At 69.0% G+C, this 18,253-nt stretch carries 18 protein-coding genes; 6 read left to right on the top strand and 12 right to left on the bottom strand.

The window, feature by feature from the left end:
• Positions 1–133 precede the first annotated feature (133 nt).
• Positions 134–2,359 carry a CDC48 family AAA ATPase gene (locus BUE16_RS05370; RefSeq protein ID WP_073307381.1) on the top strand — a complete coding sequence of 742 codons (2,226 nt, stop codon included), beginning with the start codon at positions 134–136 and terminating at the stop codon, positions 2,357–2,359.
• 584 nt (positions 2,360–2,943) lie between these two features.
• Here BUE16_RS05370 and phoU read toward each other — a convergent pair.
• Together phoU and BUE16_RS16640 are read right to left on the bottom strand one after the other, a co-directional pair.
• On the bottom strand, positions 2,944–3,615 hold the full coding sequence (phoU, locus tag BUE16_RS05365; protein ID WP_073307380.1) for a phosphate signaling complex protein PhoU: 672 nt from the start codon (positions 3,613–3,615) through the stop codon (positions 2,944–2,946).
• Between the two features lie 41 nt (positions 3,616–3,656).
• Positions 3,657–3,812, bottom strand: coding sequence for a hypothetical protein (locus tag BUE16_RS16640; RefSeq protein ID WP_159435737.1), 156 nt, complete (start codon positions 3,810–3,812; stop codon positions 3,657–3,659).
• 118 nt (positions 3,813–3,930) lie between these two features.
• On the opposite strand from BUE16_RS16640, the gene BUE16_RS05360 reads away from it, so the two are divergent.
• Entirely contained in the window at positions 3,931–4,389 is a 459-nt protein-coding gene (locus tag BUE16_RS05360) for a hypothetical protein (RefSeq protein WP_073307379.1), read from the top strand.
• An 81-nt stretch (positions 4,390–4,470) separates the two neighbouring features.
• Here the strand turns inward: BUE16_RS05360 and BUE16_RS05355 are convergent, their stop codons facing one another.
• From BUE16_RS05355 to BUE16_RS05345, 3 genes are all read right to left on the bottom strand, one after another.
• Complete coding sequence (locus BUE16_RS05355; RefSeq protein WP_073307378.1) at positions 4,471–5,250, bottom strand: energy-coupling factor transporter transmembrane component T family protein; 780 nt, start codon at positions 5,248–5,250, stop codon at positions 4,471–4,473.
• Positions 5,247–7,064, bottom strand: a complete 1,818-nt coding sequence (locus BUE16_RS05350; protein WP_073307377.1) for an ABC transporter ATP-binding protein — start codon at positions 7,062–7,064, stop codon at positions 5,247–5,249. Before BUE16_RS05350 ends, BUE16_RS05355 begins: the two co-directional genes overlap by 4 nt.
• Positions 7,065–7,189: 125 nt before the next feature.
• Positions 7,190–7,783 (bottom strand): hypothetical protein, encoded by a 594-nt coding sequence (locus BUE16_RS05345; RefSeq protein ID WP_143165377.1) that lies wholly within the window; start codon positions 7,781–7,783, stop codon positions 7,190–7,192.
• A gap of 237 nt (positions 7,784–8,020) precedes the next feature.
• Here BUE16_RS05345 and BUE16_RS16635 point away from each other — a divergent pair, with 237 nt between their 5' ends.
• Positions 8,021–8,182 carry a hypothetical protein gene (locus BUE16_RS16635; protein WP_159435736.1) on the top strand — a complete coding sequence of 54 codons (162 nt, stop codon included), beginning with the start codon at positions 8,021–8,023 and terminating at the stop codon, positions 8,180–8,182.
• 257 nt (positions 8,183–8,439) lie between these two features.
• Positions 8,440–9,501 (top strand): phosphate uptake regulator PhoU, encoded by a 1,062-nt coding sequence (locus BUE16_RS05340; RefSeq protein WP_073307375.1) that lies wholly within the window; start codon positions 8,440–8,442, stop codon positions 9,499–9,501.
• Between the two features lie 70 nt (positions 9,502–9,571).
• Here the strand turns inward: BUE16_RS05340 and BUE16_RS05335 are convergent, their stop codons facing one another.
• The 3 genes from BUE16_RS05335 to BUE16_RS05325 form a co-directional block, all read right to left on the bottom strand.
• Entirely contained in the window at positions 9,572–11,521 is a 1,950-nt protein-coding gene (locus tag BUE16_RS05335; RefSeq protein ID WP_073307374.1) for a molybdopterin biosynthesis protein, read from the bottom strand.
• On the bottom strand, positions 11,518–12,789 hold the full coding sequence (locus tag BUE16_RS05330) for a molybdopterin molybdotransferase MoeA (protein WP_073307373.1): 1,272 nt from the start codon (positions 12,787–12,789) through the stop codon (positions 11,518–11,520). The genes BUE16_RS05335 and BUE16_RS05330 overlap by 4 nt, the downstream gene beginning before the upstream one ends.
• Before the next feature lie 87 nt (positions 12,790–12,876).
• Entirely contained in the window at positions 12,877–13,131 is a 255-nt protein-coding gene (locus BUE16_RS05325; RefSeq protein ID WP_073307372.1) for a hypothetical protein, read from the bottom strand.
• 106 nt (positions 13,132–13,237) lie between these two features.
• Between BUE16_RS05325 and BUE16_RS05320 the strand changes: the two genes are divergently transcribed.
• Together BUE16_RS05320 and BUE16_RS05315 are read left to right on the top strand one after the other, a co-directional pair.
• Complete coding sequence (locus BUE16_RS05320; RefSeq protein ID WP_073307371.1) at positions 13,238–13,594, top strand: Hsp20/alpha crystallin family protein; 357 nt, start codon at positions 13,238–13,240, stop codon at positions 13,592–13,594.
• Between the two features lie 5 nt (positions 13,595–13,599).
• Positions 13,600–15,459: an ABC1 kinase family protein gene (locus tag BUE16_RS05315; protein WP_079991505.1), complete on the top strand. Its 1,860-nt coding sequence runs from the start codon at positions 13,600–13,602 to the stop codon at positions 15,457–15,459.
• Positions 15,460–15,469: 10 nt separating this feature from the next.
• On the opposite strand, the gene BUE16_RS05310 is transcribed toward BUE16_RS05315, so the two are convergent.
• The 4 genes from BUE16_RS05310 to BUE16_RS05295 form a co-directional block, all read right to left on the bottom strand.
• Positions 15,470–16,372 (bottom strand): alpha/beta fold hydrolase, encoded by a 903-nt coding sequence (locus BUE16_RS05310; RefSeq protein ID WP_073307370.1) that lies wholly within the window; start codon positions 16,370–16,372, stop codon positions 15,470–15,472.
• The gene (locus tag BUE16_RS05305; RefSeq protein WP_073307369.1) at positions 16,369–16,557 is read right to left on the bottom strand and encodes a hypothetical protein; all 189 of its coding nucleotides are present in this window, start codon (positions 16,555–16,557) and stop codon (positions 16,369–16,371) included. The genes BUE16_RS05310 and BUE16_RS05305 overlap by 4 nt, the downstream gene beginning before the upstream one ends.
• A gap of 232 nt (positions 16,558–16,789) precedes the next feature.
• A complete protein-coding gene (locus BUE16_RS05300) occupies positions 16,790–17,158 on the bottom strand; it encodes a hypothetical protein (RefSeq protein WP_073307368.1) in 369 nt (122 codons plus the stop codon).
• Positions 17,148–18,188, bottom strand: a complete 1,041-nt coding sequence (locus BUE16_RS05295) for a zinc-binding dehydrogenase (protein WP_073307367.1) — start codon at positions 18,186–18,188, stop codon at positions 17,148–17,150. Before BUE16_RS05295 ends, BUE16_RS05300 begins: the two co-directional genes overlap by 11 nt.
• Between the last annotated feature and the right edge of the window lie 65 nt (positions 18,189–18,253).

Genomic DNA, 18,253 nt, shown 5'->3' with positions numbered 1-18,253 from the left:
TGCAAGTGATTAGCACGTCTTGCGTCCGCGCCGCGGATCCGGAGTTCTCACGTTCCGGCGTCACGGCGCGCAACGGAGGGCTTAACAGCCGTCCGAACGGACGTATTTCGAACGAACACCAGTCAACCCCATCATGAATGAAGTCCAACTCGAAGTCGCGAAGGCGTACCCGAACGACTCCGGCCGAGGAATCGCTCGCCTCGACCCGGACACCCTGCTGCACCTGAAGCTCTCCCCGGGCGACATCATCGAGATCGAGGGCGCCGAGACCACCGCCGCGAAGGTCTGGCGCGCCGACCGGCAGGACTGGAACACCGACACGGTCCGCATCGACGGCTTCACGCGCCAGAACGCCGACGTCGGCATCGGCGAGCGCGTCACTATCCGGAAGGCGGAAGCGAAGAAGGCCGAGTCGCTGACGCTCGCGCCGCCCGAGGAGGCGTCGGTGCAGTTCGGCTCCGACGCCGCCGGCATGGTGAAGCGTCAGATCCTCAAGCGGCCGGTCGTCGAGCGCGACATCGTCCCCGTGATGTCCTCCACGAACCACCCGTTCATGCGCTCGCCGGGGCAGGCGATCCCGCTCATCGCCGTCGACACCGACCCCGAGGGCGTCTGTCTCATCACCGAGGACACCGAGGTCGAACTCCGCGAGGAGCCCATCTCCGGGTTCGAGAAGACCGGCGGCGGCATCACCTACGAAGATATCGGCGGCCTCCAGTCGGAGATCCAGCGCGTCCGCGAGATGGTCGAACTGCCGATGAAACACCCCCAGATCTTCAAGAAGCTGGGGATCGAGCCGCCCCAGGGCGTCCTCCTCCACGGCCCGCCCGGCACCGGAAAGACCCTTCTGGCGAAGGCCGTCGCCAACGAGACCAGCGCGTCGTTCTTCTCCATCGCCGGTCCAGAGATCATCTCGAAGTACTACGGCGAGTCCGAACAACAGCTCCGTGAGATTTTCGAGGACGCGAAAGACGACTCCCCGTCGATCATCTTTATCGACGAACTGGACTCGATCGCGCCCAAGCGCGAGGACGTGACCGGCGAAGTCGAACGGCGCGTCGTCGCCCAGTTGCTGACGATGATGGACGGCCTAGAGACGCGCGGGCAGGTGATCGTCATCGCCGCAACGAACCGCGTCGACTCTGTCGACCCGGCCCTCCGGCGCCCGGGCCGATTCGACCGCGAGATCGAGATCGGCGTCCCCGACGAGGTCGGCCGCAAGGAGATCCTCCAGATCCACACCCGCGGAATGCCCCTGTCGGACGACGTGAACCTCGACCGCCTGGCCGACGAGACGCACGGCTTCGTCGGCGCCGACATCGAGAGCCTGACCAAAGAGGCCGCGATGAAGGCGCTGCGGCGGTACCTCCCGGAGATCGATCTGGACGAGGAGGACATCCCACCGAGCCTCATCGACCGGATGATCGTCAAGCGCAACGACTTCCAGGGCGCGCTCGCCGAGGTGGAGCCCTCGGCGATGCGGGAGGTGCTCGTCGAGCTGCCGAAGATCACCTGGGAGGACGTGGGGGGGCTCGACGACGCCCAACAGCAGGTGAAGGAGGCCGTCGAGTGGCCGCTGACGACGCCGGAGAAGTTCGAGCGGATGGGGGTCGAGGCGCCGAAGGGCGTGCTCCTGTACGGCCCGCCCGGCACCGGGAAGACGCTGATGGCGAAGGCCGTCGCCAACGAGACGAACGCAAACTTCATCTCCGTGCGCGGCCCGCAGCTGCTCAGTAAGTGGGTCGGCGAGTCCGAGAAGGCGATCCGCCAGACGTTCCGGAAGGCTCGGCAGGTGGCTCCGACGGTCATCTTCTTCGACGAGCTGGACTCGCTGGCGCCGAGCCGCGGCCAGGAGATGGGGAACAACGTCTCCGAGCGCGTGGTGAACCAGCTCCTCACCGAACTCGACGGGCTGGAGGAGATGGAGAACGTCATGGTGATCGGCGCGACGAACCGTCCGGACATGATCGACCCCGCGCTCATCCGCTCGGGCCGGTTCGACCGGCTCGTGATGATCGGCCAGCCCGACGTGGAGGGGCGCGAGCAGATCCTCAAGATCCACACCGGCGACACGCCGCTGTCGGCGGACGTGAGCCTCCGCGAACTCGCCGAGCGAACCGAGGGCTACGTCGGCTCGGATCTGGAGTCGATCGCCCGGGAGGCCGCCATCCAGGCGCTTCGGGAAGACGACGACGCCGAGGACGTGAACATGCGCCACTTCGAGCAGGCGATGGAGGCGGTCCGGCCGACCATCACCGACGAGATCATGAGCTACTACGCGGACATCGAAGAGCAGTTCAAGGGCGGCGGCACCGACAGCCTCCGCACCGACCGCGGCGGGCGAGTCGGTTTCCAATAACGAACCTCTTTTCGCCTCGGGTATCCTCGCGCTCGCCTCCGGCGAGCGCTGCGGGAACCGCTCGGCGAAAACCCGTTCATGTCAAAAGGCCGGACCCTCCCTTCGGTCGGGTCCGGTGAACCGCTCGCTCCGCTCGCGGATGCTTTCCCCCAGTCCGGACCTCCGATTTGTTCTACTTGGGATCGCTCTGGGAGGAGAGACGGTCAGCGATAGATACAGGTCGTTCACCCACCGCGAGCGAGCGGGCCAAGGAACCCTCGAAGCGCGGCTTCGCCGCGCTGAGGGGGTGATGCAGTGCTTTTGATCCACATTTTGCAAGCGAGGAGCCGGAGGCTCCGAGCGCAGCAAAAGGTGGGTGGGCAGCCCTTATTGAGCAGTTGTTTCATCCGGAACTACCCGAAATAGAGTTCTGACAACATTCTCGGGAGACACAATTAGTTGGTCGCCTGCGGTTGCGGTTCGCACTAGCGATTGTTCCGCGAGCGAGGGCCGGCAGGCCCGAGCGAGCGGCCTTTTGATCATCGACGGGTTTTGGCGGGGGTCGAGCGCCCGGAGGGCGCGAGGCCCCCGTGAAAAGTGGTCGGTTAGTAAATAAGCTCGTCGTCGTTCTCGACCATGTACACCGTCCGCGCGGCGATGTTGACCGCGTGGTCACCCACCCGTTCGAGGTCGCGGATGGTGAGCAGGAGCCGGGAGACATCCGCCATCATGTCGTCGACATCCTCGGCGTCGACCCCCTCGCGTTCGAGTAGTTCCCGCATCACCGCGGCGCTGGCGTCCTCGCACAGCCTATCGACCTCGTCGTCGGCGTCGGCGACCGCATAGCAGGCGTCAACGTCCTCCTCCGCGTACGCGGTCATCGCGTCGTCGAGCATCTCTAGGGTCGCGTCGCCGATTCGCTGCACGTCGACGTCCGGGAACACGTCGCGTTCGGCCTGAAGCGTGTACTCGCCGAGATTCGTCGCGAGGTCGCCGATGCGCTCGAGGTCGGTGATGATCTTGAACGACGCCGCGATGAATCGGAGATCGCCGGCGACCGGCTGTTGGAGGGCGAGCAGGTCGATGCAGTCTTGTTCGAGGTCGAGATACAGCTGGTTCACCTCTGCGTCCTCCTCGATGACGCGGCGGGCGAGCTCATCGTCCTTGTCACCGAGGGCGTTCATGCCCATGCGGAGCCGTTCGGCGACGATCTCGCTCATGTAGAGCACGTCCTCGCGGAGGCCTTCGAGACGTTCTTGATACTGTTTCCGTGGCATACCCACGACTCCCGCGTCCCGGGAGGTAAGGGTTTGCGTTGCTACTGTGACTCCCAGTCGGTGAGCGACTCGTCGGTGTCGATGGACGAGACGACGGCCGCGACTCGATCGCCGAATGCGAGACCGGCGAACACGAGGAAGGCGACCATCACGGGGGCTGCGGCGTCGAGCATCGGTGAGGGTGTGGATCCGAGCATGTGATCAATTCGCGTACATAGACGTATGAGTCTGACGGGGCGAGTATCGGGCGCGAGAACGACCGTGAGCGTCGGATTCCCGGAGCACTTATCCGTGCAGTCGGGCGAGCAATCCACAATGGAACGCGAGCGGCTGTTGCGCCGAGTGTCGACGGCACGGACGGTCGGGTTGGTGATCGTCGCGATCGGACTGTTCGCCTCGCTGACTCCGGTCACGTGGGTCGGCATCGGACTCGTCGTCGCCGCGATGCTCGTCATCACTGTCGCTCGGATCGACCGCCTCAGAGAGACGCGGCTGACGCCGACGGCGCGGACGCGCCTCGCCGCGAGTTGGACCCTGTTCGTGCTCCTGCTGTCGACGTTTCTCGTCGTCGCCGTCCCCGGATCGGTGGTCCCGGGAGAAGGCCGGCTGTTCTGGGCGCTGGCGGTCGCGACGGGCGGGCTGTTGATCGCCTACCGACTGTTTCACGCGGCGTACCTCCCGGACGACTGGTCGCTCGTCGCGGACGCGGAGGCGGGAGCCGTCGACGGGACGGAAGACGACGAGGCGGTCGTCGCGGACACCGACTCTTCGTAGCGTCGGCGTCGACGCGGTTTCAGGGCGAGAGGAGGCGAGGCGAAGAGAGGAAAATGAGGCGAGAAGACGTGTCGGGGGGAATCAGGAGGCAGGGAGCACGGGGACCCGCCAGAGACCGAAGTTGACGCCCGCCGTGACCGCGAGCACGCCGACCGCGAACGCCAGCAGCGCGGCGTCGCCGAAGTCGAACTTGAACGGCGTGCGCGACTCCTGGAGGTCGTCGAGCGGGTACCCCCGCATCCGGAGCACCGCCATCATCGTGGTCGAGCGACGGAACACCGTGATGATTGCCGGAACCCCCAGCTTCGGCAGGTTCCGGGCCATCCTCAGCGGGTTGCGGGTCTCGATGGCGACGCCCTTGAGTTTGAGCCCGTCGGCGATCCGGAGGATATCGGCGAAGACCGTGTACAGCAGCAGGAACGCGTACTCGAAGGTGAAGCAGACGAACTCCGGGACGCCCAGTCCCCGGAGGCCGTCGGTGATCTCCGTCTCGCGCATCGTCGTGAACAGGCTCGCGCTGACGAACAGCGCGGCGGGGAACGAGAACGCCAGCTTCAGCCCGAAGCCGAAGTCGCCCGCGAAGGCGCCCCTCCCCGCGAGCACGCGCTCGATTGCCGGGAAGGCGACGAACCCCAGGATGTTCGGGATCTGGAGGGCGGCGAGCGCGAGCAGCCACTTGGGGTTGACACGCGCGACGATCGCGAGCCCGACGCCGATGCCGAACATGGCGATCATCCAGTGCCACGTCGGCGCGACGTACAGGAAAAGCACCAGCGCCGCGAACGCGAGCAGCTTCACCCGCGGGTCGCGGCGGTGGAGGAACGTGTCGTAGTCGTTGTAGACGACGGGGACGGATCTCATTCGTGCACCTCCATCGCGCCGCCGGCCCGGTCGACGAGCGAGTCGAGCGTGAGCGCGCGGACGTCGAGACACTCGGCGAGCTCGGCGGCCCGGGGTGGTCTGATGTGCTCGGCACGGAGCTCGTCCCACCGGGAGGCGTCGAACACCGTCGACGGGGGTCCGCGGGCGGCCACGGTCCCGTCGCTCAGCAGCGTCACCCGGTCAGAGACCTCGCTGACGAAGTCCATGTCGTGTTCGATCACCAAGACCGCCTTCCCGTCGTCCGCGAGGTGGGCGATCGCCTCCTCCATCAGGTCGTACCCCTCGGCGTCGAGCCCGGCGGCCGGTTCGTCGAGGATCACCACGTCCGGGTCCGGCGCGATCGCCGAGGCGATCGCCGCGAGCCGGCGGTACCCCTGCGGGAGGAACGTCGGGTCCTCGTCGAGGAGGTCCTCGCCGAGACCGGTCCGCTCGCGGGCTGCCTCGACGCGCTCGTCGATGTAGGAGTCGTCGTAGCGCTGCTCGCCGCCGAACGGGAGCCAGCCGCGGTCGTACTGCCGCTCCTCCAGCGGGAACCGGATCTCCTCCTCGACGGTCCGCTTGCTCAGCTGTTCGTCGGGGTTCTGGAACGACAGCGCGACCGTCTCGCCGACCGCCGCCGCCGTCCGCCCCGCGGTCGGCTCGCCGTCGATCCGGATCTCCCCCTCGTCGGGGTCAAGCAGGCCGACGATCAGTTCCACGAGCGTGCTCTTGCCGGCGCCGTTGCCGCCCACCAGCGCGTGGACCTCGCCGGCCTCCACCGAGAGGTCGATCCCGTCGATCGCGGGCTCCTCGCGGTAGCTGAACCGGAGGTCCTCGACTGACAACAGCGGCTTCTCGCCCCCGTCTGCCGTCGCGCCGCCGTCGACCGCGGGTTTCGTCGGCTCCGCTTCGTTCGCCTCCGGACCGTCGATCAGGTCGGTGTCGCTCCCGGACGCTCCCTCCACCGACAGCTCGCTCGTTCCCGTGTCCGTCAGTCCCCGGCTCATCCGCGCGCCGTCGGCGACGGCGTTCGAGAACTCGCCGACGGTGATCGGCGAGGCGTCCATGCCGAGCCGGCGCGCCGCCCGCAGCGGCGTCGGCGGCCGCACGCCGACGCGGTCGAGGAGGTCCGCGTCTCTGAGGATCTCCTCGGCCGGGCCGAACGCCTCGCGCTCGCCGTCGTTCAACACGAGCACGCGGTCGCACAGGCCGACCAGTTCCGCCGGGTCCGTCACCGTCAACACCAGCGGCTTCTCCCCGCGCAGCGATGAGACGATGTTCGACACCTCCTCGCGCCCCGCGGGGTCAAGCGCGCGCGTGGCCGTGTCGAACACGAGCGCCTCGGCGTCCATCGCGAGGGCGGCCGCGATGGCGACGCGCTGCTGTTCGCCGCCCGACAGCTCCCAGGTGCGGCGGTCCTCGTAGCCGGACAGGCGAACCCGATCGAGGACCTCGCTCGCGCGCTCGCGGGCGGCCTCACGGCCGAGCCCCCGCGAGAGCAGCGGGACCATCACCTCGTCGACGACGTGGACCTGTGTCAGCTGAGAGCTGTAGTCTTCGAACACCATGCCGAGGCGGGTGTCGTCGTCGTCCTCGCGCGGGTCGGCTCCCGCGACCTGCAACTCGCCATCGAGGGTTCCGCCGGTCACGGTGGGCGCGAAGCCGGCGAGCGCCATCGAGAGCGAGGTCTTGCCCGACTCCACGGCGCCGACGACGCCGAGCGTCTCGCCGTCGTCGACGGTGAACGAGACGCCCTGTAGGGTCGGATCGCTTCTCGTCGGGTACTGTAATCTGAGGTCCGCAGCGTGGATCATGGGTGGGTCGTATGAACGAGAGGGCAGCCGCGTGGCGCGTTCCGCGCCACGCGGACGGCGGGTGGTGATTTCGTGTGATGGCTCGGTGATGGAGGGTGGTCGGTCGTCCGGGTCCGACAGTCAGATCAGTCGGCGGTCGACTTCGCCGCCTCGCCCATGAACCGCTCGACGCGTCCCTCGAGGGCCGCGACCGTCGGGATGAGCGGGATGAGCCCGAGGACGATGCCGTGGGTGACGGTGTTGCCGGCGACGACGGTCGCGTACACCGAGAGTGACTCGCCCGAGATGACGAGGATGCCGAGCCCCTCGATGAGGATCTGAACAAGCGCGCCCACGACCGCCGCGATCGAGAGCGTGACGTAGTCATCGCCCTCGGCGTCCTTCATCAGGTAGCCGGCGACGGTGAAGCCGACGACGTAGCCGGCCAGCCCGAAGGGGTCGTCGACCTCGTACCCCTCGATCACGTCACCGATGGCTTCGCCGAGGCCGCCGCCGACCGCGACCGAGATGGTCGGCGTGCCCCACGGGACGAAGAACATGATGGCGTACACGATGAAGAACGGCTTGAAATCGATGTCCGGGGGGATCTCCCCGACCGCCTCGGTGATGAACAGCCCGCCGAGGAAGATGACCGCGGTCATCCCCGCGAGGGTGATCAACGTGGTGAAGTCGAAATCGCTCCTGAATCCAGTCTCCGCCCGAGTGCTTGCACCTGACATCACGTGGTTTCACGGAGGGTTGTTCAAAGGACGTTGCTATGAGCGGTATGTTCGTGTACGATCGGTACGCGGCGAGCAATAGCGAACTGTCAGCTTTATATCGATATGTACCGATATTAACCACTCGCGTGGGAGACGCCCGCACGCGCTGACGCGCGGAACCGAACACCGCTACCGAGCGGTCCAGAGGGCACATATCAACGTTCACCTCGGTCCCCGTGGTACACGCGCTCGATCGTGGATCTCCCCACTCTGCTCGCGATCTCGCTCGGCGGAGCGATCGTCCTGTGGCTGATCGACGCGCTCCTCGGGCGACTCGTCGCCGCCGCGGGCAAACTCGAGGGCTTCGTCGACGACGATTCCGACGCGGCGACCCAGCGGGATCACGGAGAACCGTAGCCGCCACCGCACGCCGGCGGGTCGCGCGGCGTCCGATCGGTTTAGAAAATATAAGTATATAGTCCTATTTACCACCATTGGACGAGCGGTAACCGGGAGCTATCCGTGTTCCTCCCAGGCAGGTGCCTGTATTCGTCGACTCTAAAGGGTTATCTGTCGGCCGCGCACGCGCAGTGAGCGGTCGCTATCGCGCTCTCTTAATTCAAGTATATAGATCATCAGCAGATTTAACATCCGTACGCGCCGATCCGGAGACGATGGTCGAGACACGGAAAGTGCAGGTGACCGGCGGATCGACGTACACGGTATCGATCCCCAAAGAGTGGGCGACGGATAACGGCGTCAGCGCGGGGACCGAGGTCGAGTTCTACCCCGAGGGCGACTCCCTGTTTCTCACGCCGGTGAGCGAGGAGGAGCGCACGGAGGGAACCCTCGAGATCGCCGACCTCTCCGGCGATCAGCTCACTCGCGCGGTGATGACGATGTACGTCTCCGGCTTCGACATCATCGCGCTGGAGGCCCCCCGGATCACGAACGACCAGCGCCGCACCATCCGCGACTCTGTCCAGAGCCTCGTCGGGCTGGAGGTGCTCGAGGAGACGCGCGACCGCGTCGTCATCCGCGACCTGCTCGACTCCTCGGAGCTGTCGATCCACAACGCCGTCACCCGGATGCGGCTCATCGCCGTCTCGATGCTCGAGGACGCCGTCGACGCGCTCACCGAGGGCGACGAGGACATGGCGCTGGACGTGATCCAGCGCGACGACGACGTCGATCGCCTGTACATGGTCGTCTCGCGCATCTTCCGCGCGACGCTGCGCACGCCGAAGGCCGCCGAGGACATCGGCCTCTCGCGAGAGGTGTGCTTCGACTACCACTCCAGCGCGCGACAGCTCGAACGGGTCGCCGACCACGCGACGAAGATCGCCCACCTCTCCTTGGAACTGTTGGGGAGCGAGGAAGCCGACGCGGTGGGCGGAGCGGTCCCGGCGCCGGAGGAAGGCGTGCAGGAGGTGCTCCCGGCGGAGTTCATCGAGGCGCTGCAGGCGCTCGGCGAGGACGCCCGCGAGGTCGTCGACCTGGCGATGGAGGCGCTGTTCGCCGAGGACAGCGCCGAGGCGACGACGCAGGCGAACGACGCCCGCGGCGCGGTGCTGGGTGTCGATCAGCGCGCCCGCGAGATAGACGAACAGCTGCGCGATCTCGACCCCGCCCGCGCGCAACTGCTCGGGCTCATCGTCGACTCCGTCTCTCGCTCGGCCGACTACGGCGGAAACATCGCCGAGACCGCCCTCCAGAAGGCCGCGCCGACGCCGTAACGCCGCAGGGCCGCCGTCCGACTGCATCGCCACCGATCGACCGCGGCTCGTCGCTTTTCGTTCGACCGACTCAGCGCCCGTAGCCCGCGAGCGCGTCGAACACGTCGTCTCCCTCGTCGATCGCCTCGCGCAGCGCGACGACGCCGGGCTTGTCGCCGCGGTCGGGGTTCGCGTACGTGCGGACCGGCTGGGTGCCCAGCGGGACGAACCCGGTGTCAAGTCGCTCGGCCGTTGCCCGGAGGCCGAGCCCCGCGTCCGCGTCGCCGGCGAGCACGCGCCGCGCCGGCGACTCGTGGGCGCGCACCGCGCGCTCGAACCCGTCGATCGCCTCGGTCACCGCCCGGCGCGTCGTCCCGCGCTCTCCGGCCACGTCCGCCAGCGCGTTCGCGAGCGTGGTCCGCAGTCCCGCGTTGCCGTCGCGGTTCACGAACCGGAGGTCGCGGTCGATCAAGTCCGCGAGCCCGGTCACGTCCTCAGGGTTGCCGGCGGGGACGATCAGCCCCCACTCGCGCGTCCACTCGCCGATCGGCTCGGCGGGGACCGCCTCCTCGTCGCCGGTGGGGTCGAGCGACGCGACCGGGTCGCGGTCCGGATCGCCCGCGACGACGGCCGCGTCGGGGACGCCGTCGCGCAGGCGTCGCAGCCCCTCCCGGGACCCGATCGCGAGATAGCGCGGTCGGTCGACGCGGTCGAGCAGGCGCGAGAGCGCGGGGTCGTCCTCACCGACGGCGAACAGCGTCGGCGCGCGCACCTCCGGGGAGAACAACTGCACCTCCACCTCCTCGCCCGCGGCGAGGTATTCGGTGTCCGGGTGGACGACGACGACGCCGTCGGCTTCGACGAGGCTCGTCGTCGCGCCCGACCCCTTGTCGACGGGGTACACGAGCGTGTCCTCCGAACCGTCCTCCGTCAGCCCCGCGGGCATCAGTCGCATGCGTCCCTCCGAGTAGCGCTCCTGCTGGGCCATCCGACCGCTCACCGTCGCGGTGCGCGGCTCCGGCTTGCCCGCAGCCCGGCGTATCGCGGGCGCGACGAACGTGCGGAAAATAGTCAGCGCCGAGACGGGGTACCCCGGGAGGCCGACGTACGCCGAGTCGCCAACTCCGCCGACGAGCATCGGCTTCCCCGGCTTGACCGAGACGCCGTGGAGCAGGAGCTCCCCCCTGTCCTCGATGACGCGGTAGATCACGTCGACGGCGGAGGCGGAGGTCGACCCCGAGGAGAGCACCAGATCGCACTCCTCGCTGGCCTCGACGAGCAGGCGCTCCATCTCGTCGTAGTCGTCGCCGGCGTGTGGATAGAGGACGGCCTCGCCGCCGGCCTCCTCGACGCCCGCGGCGATGGTGTAGCTGTTCACGTCGTAGATCTGTCCGCGCTCGCTGTGGAGGTCCTCCCCGGGCCGGACGAGCTCGTCGCCCGTAGAGACGATGCCGACCGTCGGCTTCCCGCGGACCGGCACCTCGTCGACGCCGAGCGCCGACAGCAGGCCGATCTCGCGGGGCGTGACCTCCGTGCCCGGCCCGAGCGCGCGGCCGCCGGCGGCGATGTCGGCGCCCGCGAACATGACGTGATCACCGGGCGCGACAGAGGTACGGATCGCGATCGCGTCTGCGGCCGCGTCCTCCTCGCCGTCGGCGACCACCTCGCTGGTCCGCTCAACCATCACGACCGCATCCGCGCCGTCGGGCATGACCGCTCCAGTAGAGATCTCGGCGCAGGTGCCCCGCTCGACGGTCACGTCGGGTTCGGCGCCGGCGTGGACCGCACCGACCAGCTCCAGCGTCGCGGGGTCGGCCTCGTCAGCGCCGAAGGTGTCGCGCGCACGCACCGCGTAGCCGTCCATCGACGCGCGGTCGAAGCCGGGCACGTCCAAGTCGGCGTCGACGCGCTCGGCGAGCACGCGGCCGCGAGCCTCCTCCAGGGGGACCGTCTCCGGGTCGGGCGCCAGATCGAGCGAGGCGATCGCCTCGCGGGCCTCCTCGGGCTCCGCGAGGTCGCGGAACTCCCGGCGGTCGCTCATTCGGTCACCTCCCACAGCTCCACGTCGACGGCCTCGCCGGCGTCGAGTCCCTCCCGGGACTCGGGGACGACGACCCAGCCGTCCGCCAGCGCGACTGACGAGAGCATCCCCGACCCGGAGGCGCGCGTCGGGGTGGCCTCGAATGCGGGCCCGTCGCCGTCGCGGGCGATATCGCTCGCCCCGTCCGTGTCGGCGCCGCGGCCGTCGGTCGGGTCCAGTTTCACCCGGGCGAACGTCCGCACACCCGGCTCGGAGGACACCTTCCGCGTCAGCGTCGCCCGCCGCGTCGGGTGCGGGTCGTGCGGGAGCGAGCCGAGTTCCCGGACCACGGGACGGAGGAACTGGACGGCATTGACGATGCACGCGACGGGATAGCCCGGCAGCATGATCACGGGCGTCTCCTCGACGACGCCCAGCGCGACGGGGTGGCCCGGCTTGAGGGCGACGCCGTGGACCAGCACCTCGCCGATCTCGTCGATCACCTCGGGGATCAGGTCCCGCTCGCCGACGGAGGATCCCCCGGTGGTGACGATCGCGTCGTGGTCGAGGTCGCGCTCGACGGCCTCGCGGAGGGCGTCCTCGTCGTCGGTGACGATGTCGCGGTAGGTGGCGTCGGCGCCCCAGCGCTCGGCGAGTCGAGAGACCGTGAGGCCGTTGGTCTCGATGACCTCGCCGGGGTCGGGGTCGGCCTGCACCAGCTCCTCACCGGTCGGGATCACCGAGACGCCGGGACGCTCGGCGACCGCGACCTCGTCCGTGCCGACCGACTTCAGCAGTCCCAGGTCCGAGGGGCGGAGGCGGTGCGGCGGCTCGTACAGCGTCTGCCCCTCGGCCACGTCCTCGCCGGTCGGGCCGACGTTCTCCCCCTCGGCGACGGCGTCGAACACCTCCACCTCGTCGCCCACCTCGTCGGCGCGTTCGATTTTGACCACCGCGTTCGCCCCCGGCGGGAGCTCACTCCCGGTGTGGACGCGGACGGCGCCCTCGGGGCCGGCCTCCTCGTCCTCGGCGAACAGGACGGCTGGCGAGCGGGTGGAGGCGCCGAACGTGTCCTCGGCGCGGACGGCCCAGCCGTCCATCGCGGCGCGGTCGTACCCTGGCACCGGCGTCGGCGCCGTCGTCGCCTCGGCGACGGCGCGCCCGTCGGCGGCCGTCAGCGGGACCGTCTCGGTGCGGCCGTGCGGGTCGGCGACCGAGAGCAGTCGCTCGCGTGCATCGGCGACCCGGGTCCGGTCTTTGAATCCGGCGCGCGTGCGGTCGTGGCTCATACGCAGTCCTTGCGCGTCCGGAGTAAAAAGGCCGCCAGTCGTTCGTCCCGGTCCCGGAGGCGTGACGGGTCCGGTCAAAACGCCGGTTTAGTCGCTCCGACCGGCGTCCGATCGGTCGTCGTGGCCGACCAGCCGCCGGAGGCGGCCGCCGACCGCTCGGGCCGCCGCGACCGGGCGGAACGTCGGCGTCGCCTCGTCGTGGAGGTCCGGCGGCACCGGGGTCCGGACAGAGACGACCGCCGCGTCAGGTTCGACCCGCACCGGCGTCCCGGTCGCGCCCATCGCCGCGAGCGCGGGGTCGCCCGCGTCCGCCGGCTCCGACTCCGTGCTCCCGTCTGTCATACCCGGGTGGAGCGGCCGCGCGCATAAAAATCCACGGGAGAGACACACACGCACGACCGCCGCCGCCACCGCGGCCTTTTTCGACGCGCCGTCCCTTACACCGTTTATGTCGAAGCTACGCGAGGCGCTCAGAGATCTCCCCGAGCCGGTGTTCGCCGACCTGCTGGAGAGCGACGACGCGTACATGCTCGTCGTCGACCTGCCCGGCGCCAGCGCCGAGACGACCGACGTGAGCCTCGAACGCGGACGCCTCCACATCGAGGCACGCCGCGAGAAGGCGCCCGAGTCCGAGTTCAGCTACATCGAGGAGGACCGCCCCCTGTTCCTCGACGCGGAGGTCCCCCTGCCGCCGGACGCGACCCACGAGGGGAGCGACGCGGAGATGGACGGGGGCGTGCTCTCGGTGCGTCTCCCCAAGCGCGCGGCCGCACCCGAACACGAGATCACCGTCACGGACGCGTAATCCGGGTGGTGACGCTGGTCTCACTGCGCGCGTACCGACGGTTCCCCCTCGTCGTCTACCGGTTCCTGCCGCTGATCTGGGCGTACCTCCGCGATCGAAAGCGGTTCGTCGTCCTCGGCGGCTCCCGCGAGGTGACCCACGAGATGCGCCTCAAGCGGGCGGAGGTGCTGCTCGATACGCTGCTCACGCTCGGCCCGACGTTCATCAAGCTCGGCCAGATCCTCTCGACCCGGCCGGACGTGCTTCCGGCCTCCTACATCGAGGTGCTGTCGTCGCTGCAGGACGACGTGCCGCCGGCACCGTGGGCGGAGTCCAGGCACGTGATCGAAGACGAACTCGGTCCCATCGAGGAGGTGTTCGACGAGTTCGACACCGACCCCATCTCGGGGGCAAGCCTCGGGCAGGTGTACGTGGCCACCTACGAGGGACAGGAGGTCGCGGTGAAGGTCCGCCGCCCCGGGATCGAGGAGCTCGTCGAGGCCGACCTCCGGATCATCAAGTGGTCGCTGCCGCTGCTGTCGCGGTTCGTCGGCCAGGGGCAGGCGTTCTCGCTGGACAACCTCGCGGAGGAGTTCGACAAGACGATCCACCAGGAGATGGACTACTCGCGCGAGCAGCGCGTGCTCCGGGAGATCCGGGCGAACTTCGAGGACAGCGACCGGATCGTGATCCCCGAGCCCGTCGCGGCCGCCTCCGGCCCGCGCGTGCTCACGATGGAGTACATCCCGGGAACGAAGATCTCCGACACGGCCGCCCTCGACGCGATGGGGATCGACCGCACCGAACTGGCGACGACGCTCCAGCGGGCGTACCTCCAGATGATCGCCGAGGACGGCGTCTTCCACGCCGACCCCCATCCGGGGAACCTCTCGGTCACCCCGGAGGGAAAGATCATCTTCTACGACTTCGGGATGTCCGGCCGGGTCGACCCGTTCATCCAAGAGAAGATCATCGACTTCTACATCGCCGTCGCCAACCAGGACATCGACGCCATCCTCGACGCGCTCGTCGAGATGGGGACGCTGTCGCCGGAGGCCGACCGGAAGGTGATGGCCGACGTGATGGAACTAGCCATCGCCGACGTGCGCGGGGAAGACATCGAGCAGTACCGCGTCCAGCAGGTGATCGAGCAGGTGGAGTCGACCATCTACGACTTCCCGCTTCGGCTCCCGCAGAACATGGCGCTCGTGCTCCGCGTCGCCACCGTCGTCGAGGGCGTCTGCGTGACGCTCGACCCGAACTTCGACTTCATCGAGGTCGCCACCGAATACCTCTCCGAGGAGGGGTACCTGGAGGACACGGCCCGCCGGCTCGCCGGCGACGCCGCAGACCAGACCCGCGACACCGCCCGGGCCCTGTTCACCGTCCCGCCGAAGCTCGACGACGTGCTCGACACCGTTCAGCGCGAGGACCTCGCCGTCAACGTCACGCTAGAAGACGACAACGACGTGCTCGATCGACTCGCCAAGCGCATCGCCTACTCCATCCTGACGGCCGTGGGCGGTCTCTCGGCGGCGATCATCTACTCGTTCGGCAGCGAGCTCGTCGACGTGTACGTCTCCGTCGTCATCATCGTCGCCACGCTGCCGATGGTGTTCTTCTTGTACCGCTCGTTCACGAAGAACAAGCGCGGGATCCGCGCGCAGCCGCAGTTCACCCGCCAGAGCATGAAAGAGCGTCAGGCCGCGGATCCGGGCGCCGACGAATCCGGATCCGCCGGCGCGATGATGCCGGGCGCGGTGACCCAGACCGGCGGCGACGCGAGCGGCGACGGGTCCCGCCGCGGCGACCGCGAACGCCGGGGCTGGGACGACGGCGGCGGCGTCGCGATCGGTGTCAGCGACGAGCGAGACGGCGACTCGTAGTCGCCGTCGATCAGGCCAGCTCGTCACAGATCACGTCCGCGACCTTCACCGGCTGTTCGTGGTGGACCCAGTGGGTCGCCTCCTGGATGTTCGTGATCCGGCCGTCCGCACAGTGGTCGACCGAGTCGTACGCCATCCGGTGTTTGAGGAACTGGTCGTGGACGCCCCAGATCAGCCGCGTGGGAACCGCGACCTCGTCGGCCTCCGGCTCGGGTCGCCGGCGCGCGGCCGCGCGGTACCAGTTCAGCATCGCAGTGAACGCGCCCTCCTTTCGCCAGGCGGCGCGGTACCGGTCGAAATCCTGCGTCGAGAACGTCCCCGGCATCGACGACTCGCGCATCATCGCCACCGGGAGCCGCCAGTTGGCCGCCCGCGTCAGCGCCTCGGGCACCTTCGGCAGTTGGAAGAACGCGGCGTACCCCGAGCGGAGCAGTTGGGCCGGGTCGCTCGTCAGCGTCTGCCGGATCACCGTCGGGTGCGGGGCGTTGACGGCGACGAACGACGACAGCCGCCCGGGGGAGTGCAGCGCCGTCCACCAGCCGACGACGCCGCCCCAGTCGTGACCGACGACCGCCGCGGTCTCGCGGTCGTACGCGTCGATTAGCCCGGTCACGTCCGCCGAGAGCGCCTCGATCCGGTAGTCGCGGACCCGACCGGGACGCTCGCTGCGGTTGTAGCCGCGCTGGTCCGGGACGACGACGCGGTAGCCCTCGTTGACAAGCGGTCGGATCTGATCGTGCCAGCCGTACCAGAACTCGGGGAAGCCGTGGAGCAGGAGAACGAGGTCGCCGCCCTCGGGGCCGGCCTCGACGACGTGGAACGTCCGTCCGTTCGCCTCGACGAACGTGGCCTCGCCCGGAACGTCCCGCGGGAGCGTGTCGGGGTCGGTCGCCGCGCTGAGCGAAGTGGTCATCTCGCACGGTCGTACGCGCTCGGCGGGCCAAAGCGTACCGGCCGTGTCAGCCCGCCGTCGGGACCGGGGGTCGTCCGCGACGGCTGCTCCAGCGCGGCCCGACACCGGTCGACGACCGCGTCGACCGATCCCTCCAGGCCGCGGTCGACGCTCACGAGAACGCCCGTACCGGCGTCCGTCGGCACCTCGCGAATCTCGTCGAGGTCGGCGGCGTCGAGTCGGGCGTCGACATCGTCGCGGAGGGAGTGGACCCGGGAGCCGTCGCCGTCGCAGGTGCCGACGGCGCGAAGGGCGTCGCCGCACCCGCTTCGGAGGTCGCTCGCGAGAGAGTCGTCAATCAGTTCGAGACGGGCACACGGGAATCAAACGGATACCGACACGCTGAGACGCGGTCGAGCGCGGACGCCGCAGAGCCGGTCATCGGTTGCCGCCGGCGACGAGGCTCCACACCGCCGTCACGCCCAACAGCAGCGCCGGGACGAACGGCAGGACGAGCATCGACGCGAGGAAGCCGAAGCCGAGTTCGCCCGGCGCCGTCGGCCGGAGGTAGATAGCCCCCGGAACGACAAGGAACGCGACCACGACGACCGCGACGAGGACCCAGCCCGCGCGGCCGAGGTCGTCGTCCGCGGTCCCGCCGGGCTCGGGGTCGCCGGCTGAGGCGTCGGCGTTCCCGGGGTCGCCGGCACCCGCGTTCGCGTTTGACCCGTCGGCGTCAACGCGCTCGTAGCCGCCGCCGGTGTTGACCACGCGGCTTTCCCCTGTGTTCGACTCCTCAGAGCTCACTGTCCGGACGTACCACCACCTTGCCAAAGCCTTCTCGATTCTCGATCATCTCGTGGGCACGCGCGGCCTCGCTCATCGGAAGCGTCTCGCGGACCCGCGGCTCGAAGGTGCCGTCCCAGACGAGTTCGAGCACGTCGTCGACCTCGCCGGGGGTCGCCATCGTCGAGCCGATCACCTTGAGCTGGTTCCAGAAGATGCGGTTGATGTCCGTCTCGGGGCGCCCCCCGGTGGTGGCTCCGCAGGTGACGACCCGGCCGCCCTTCGCGAGCGACTTGAGCGAATCGTGCCAGGTCGCTGCCCCGATGTGGTCGACGACCATGTCGACGCCGCGCCGCCCCGTCATGTCGCGGATCTCGCCAGCGAAGTTGTCCTCCTCGTAGTTGATGACGTGGTCGGCGCCGCAGTCCTCGGCGTAGCTGAGTTTCTCCTCGGTCGAGGCGGTCGCGTACACCTCCGCCCCGACGTAGTCGGCGATCTGGACGGCCGCGTGGCCGACGCCGCCGGAGGCGCCGAGCACGAGCACCGACTCGCTGGGACCGAGCTCCCCCTGCGAGAGCAGCATCCGCCAGGCGGTCTGGAACACCAGCGACGCGGAGCCGGCGACCTCCCAGTCGACGTGGTCCGGGACCGCCACGAGGTTGCCCTCGGGCACCGCCGCGAGTTCGGAGTGGACGCCGCGCTGGTGCTCGCCGATGATCGAGAAGCGGACACACTGGGACTCCTCGCCGTGGCGACAGAACTCGCAGTCGCCACAGGAGACGCCCGCGGTGACCGCGACGTGGTCGCCCTCCTCGAACCGGGTGACGCCCTCGCCCGTCCCGACGACGACGCCCGCGGCGTCGGAGCCGGGGATGTGCGGCATCTCCAAGTCGACCCCCGGGAGGCCCTTTCGGGTCCAGATGTCGAGGTGGTTGAGCGCCCCCGCCTTCACCTCGACGAGCACCTCACCGCGGTCCGGGTCGGGGTCCGGGAAGTCGCCGTACTCGATCACGTCGCGGTCGCCGTGCTCCGAGAACTGGACTGCCTGCATGCGTGTTCCCACCTGCCACGCGTGGGGAGTAAACTCTTGCCTCACGGCGATCCGTCGGGCGGCGC

Source organism: Halobaculum gomorrense (genome assembly GCF_900129775.1).
Taxonomy (GTDB): Archaea; Halobacteriota; Halobacteria; order Halobacteriales; family Haloferacaceae; genus Halobaculum; species Halobaculum gomorrense.
Note: the sequence above shows the minus strand (reverse complement) of the source record. Positions and strands in the feature narration are given on the sequence as shown.

What these genes read in the sequence shown, in the direction of transcription:
- BUE16_RS05355 (WP_073307378.1), bottom strand. Translation starts at nt 5,250, where the DNA reads ATGAGATCCGTCCCCGTCGTCTACAACGACTACGACACGTTCCTCCAC.
- BUE16_RS05335 (WP_073307374.1), bottom strand. Translation starts at nt 11,521, where the DNA reads ATGAGCGACCGCCGGGAGTTCCGCGACCTCGCGGAGCCCGAGGAGGCC.
- phoU (WP_073307380.1), bottom strand. Translation starts at nt 3,615, where the DNA reads ATGCCACGGAAACAGTATCAAGAACGTCTCGAAGGCCTCCGCGAGGAC.
- BUE16_RS05325 (WP_073307372.1), bottom strand. Translation starts at nt 13,131, where the DNA reads ATGACAGACGGGAGCACGGAGTCGGAGCCGGCGGACGCGGGCGACCCC.
- BUE16_RS05370 (WP_073307381.1), top strand. Translation starts at nt 134, where the DNA reads ATGAATGAAGTCCAACTCGAAGTCGCGAAGGCGTACCCGAACGACTCC.
- BUE16_RS05360 (WP_073307379.1), top strand. Translation starts at nt 3,931, where the DNA reads ATGGAACGCGAGCGGCTGTTGCGCCGAGTGTCGACGGCACGGACGGTC.
- BUE16_RS05330 (WP_073307373.1), bottom strand. Translation starts at nt 12,789, where the DNA reads ATGAGCCACGACCGCACGCGCGCCGGATTCAAAGACCGGACCCGGGTC.
- BUE16_RS05320 (WP_073307371.1), top strand. Translation starts at nt 13,238, where the DNA reads ATGTCGAAGCTACGCGAGGCGCTCAGAGATCTCCCCGAGCCGGTGTTC.
- BUE16_RS05350 (WP_073307377.1), bottom strand. Translation starts at nt 7,064, where the DNA reads ATGATCCACGCTGCGGACCTCAGATTACAGTACCCGACGAGAAGCGAT.
- BUE16_RS05310 (WP_073307370.1), bottom strand. Translation starts at nt 16,372, where the DNA reads ATGACCACTTCGCTCAGCGCGGCGACCGACCCCGACACGCTCCCGCGG.
- BUE16_RS05295 (WP_073307367.1), bottom strand. Translation starts at nt 18,188, where the DNA reads ATGCAGGCAGTCCAGTTCTCGGAGCACGGCGACCGCGACGTGATCGAG.
- BUE16_RS16640 (WP_159435737.1), bottom strand. Translation starts at nt 3,812, where the DNA reads ATGCTCGGATCCACACCCTCACCGATGCTCGACGCCGCAGCCCCCGTG.
- BUE16_RS05345 (WP_143165377.1), bottom strand. Translation starts at nt 7,783, where the DNA reads ATGTCAGGTGCAAGCACTCGGGCGGAGACTGGATTCAGGAGCGATTTC.
- BUE16_RS05340 (WP_073307375.1), top strand. Translation starts at nt 8,440, where the DNA reads ATGGTCGAGACACGGAAAGTGCAGGTGACCGGCGGATCGACGTACACG.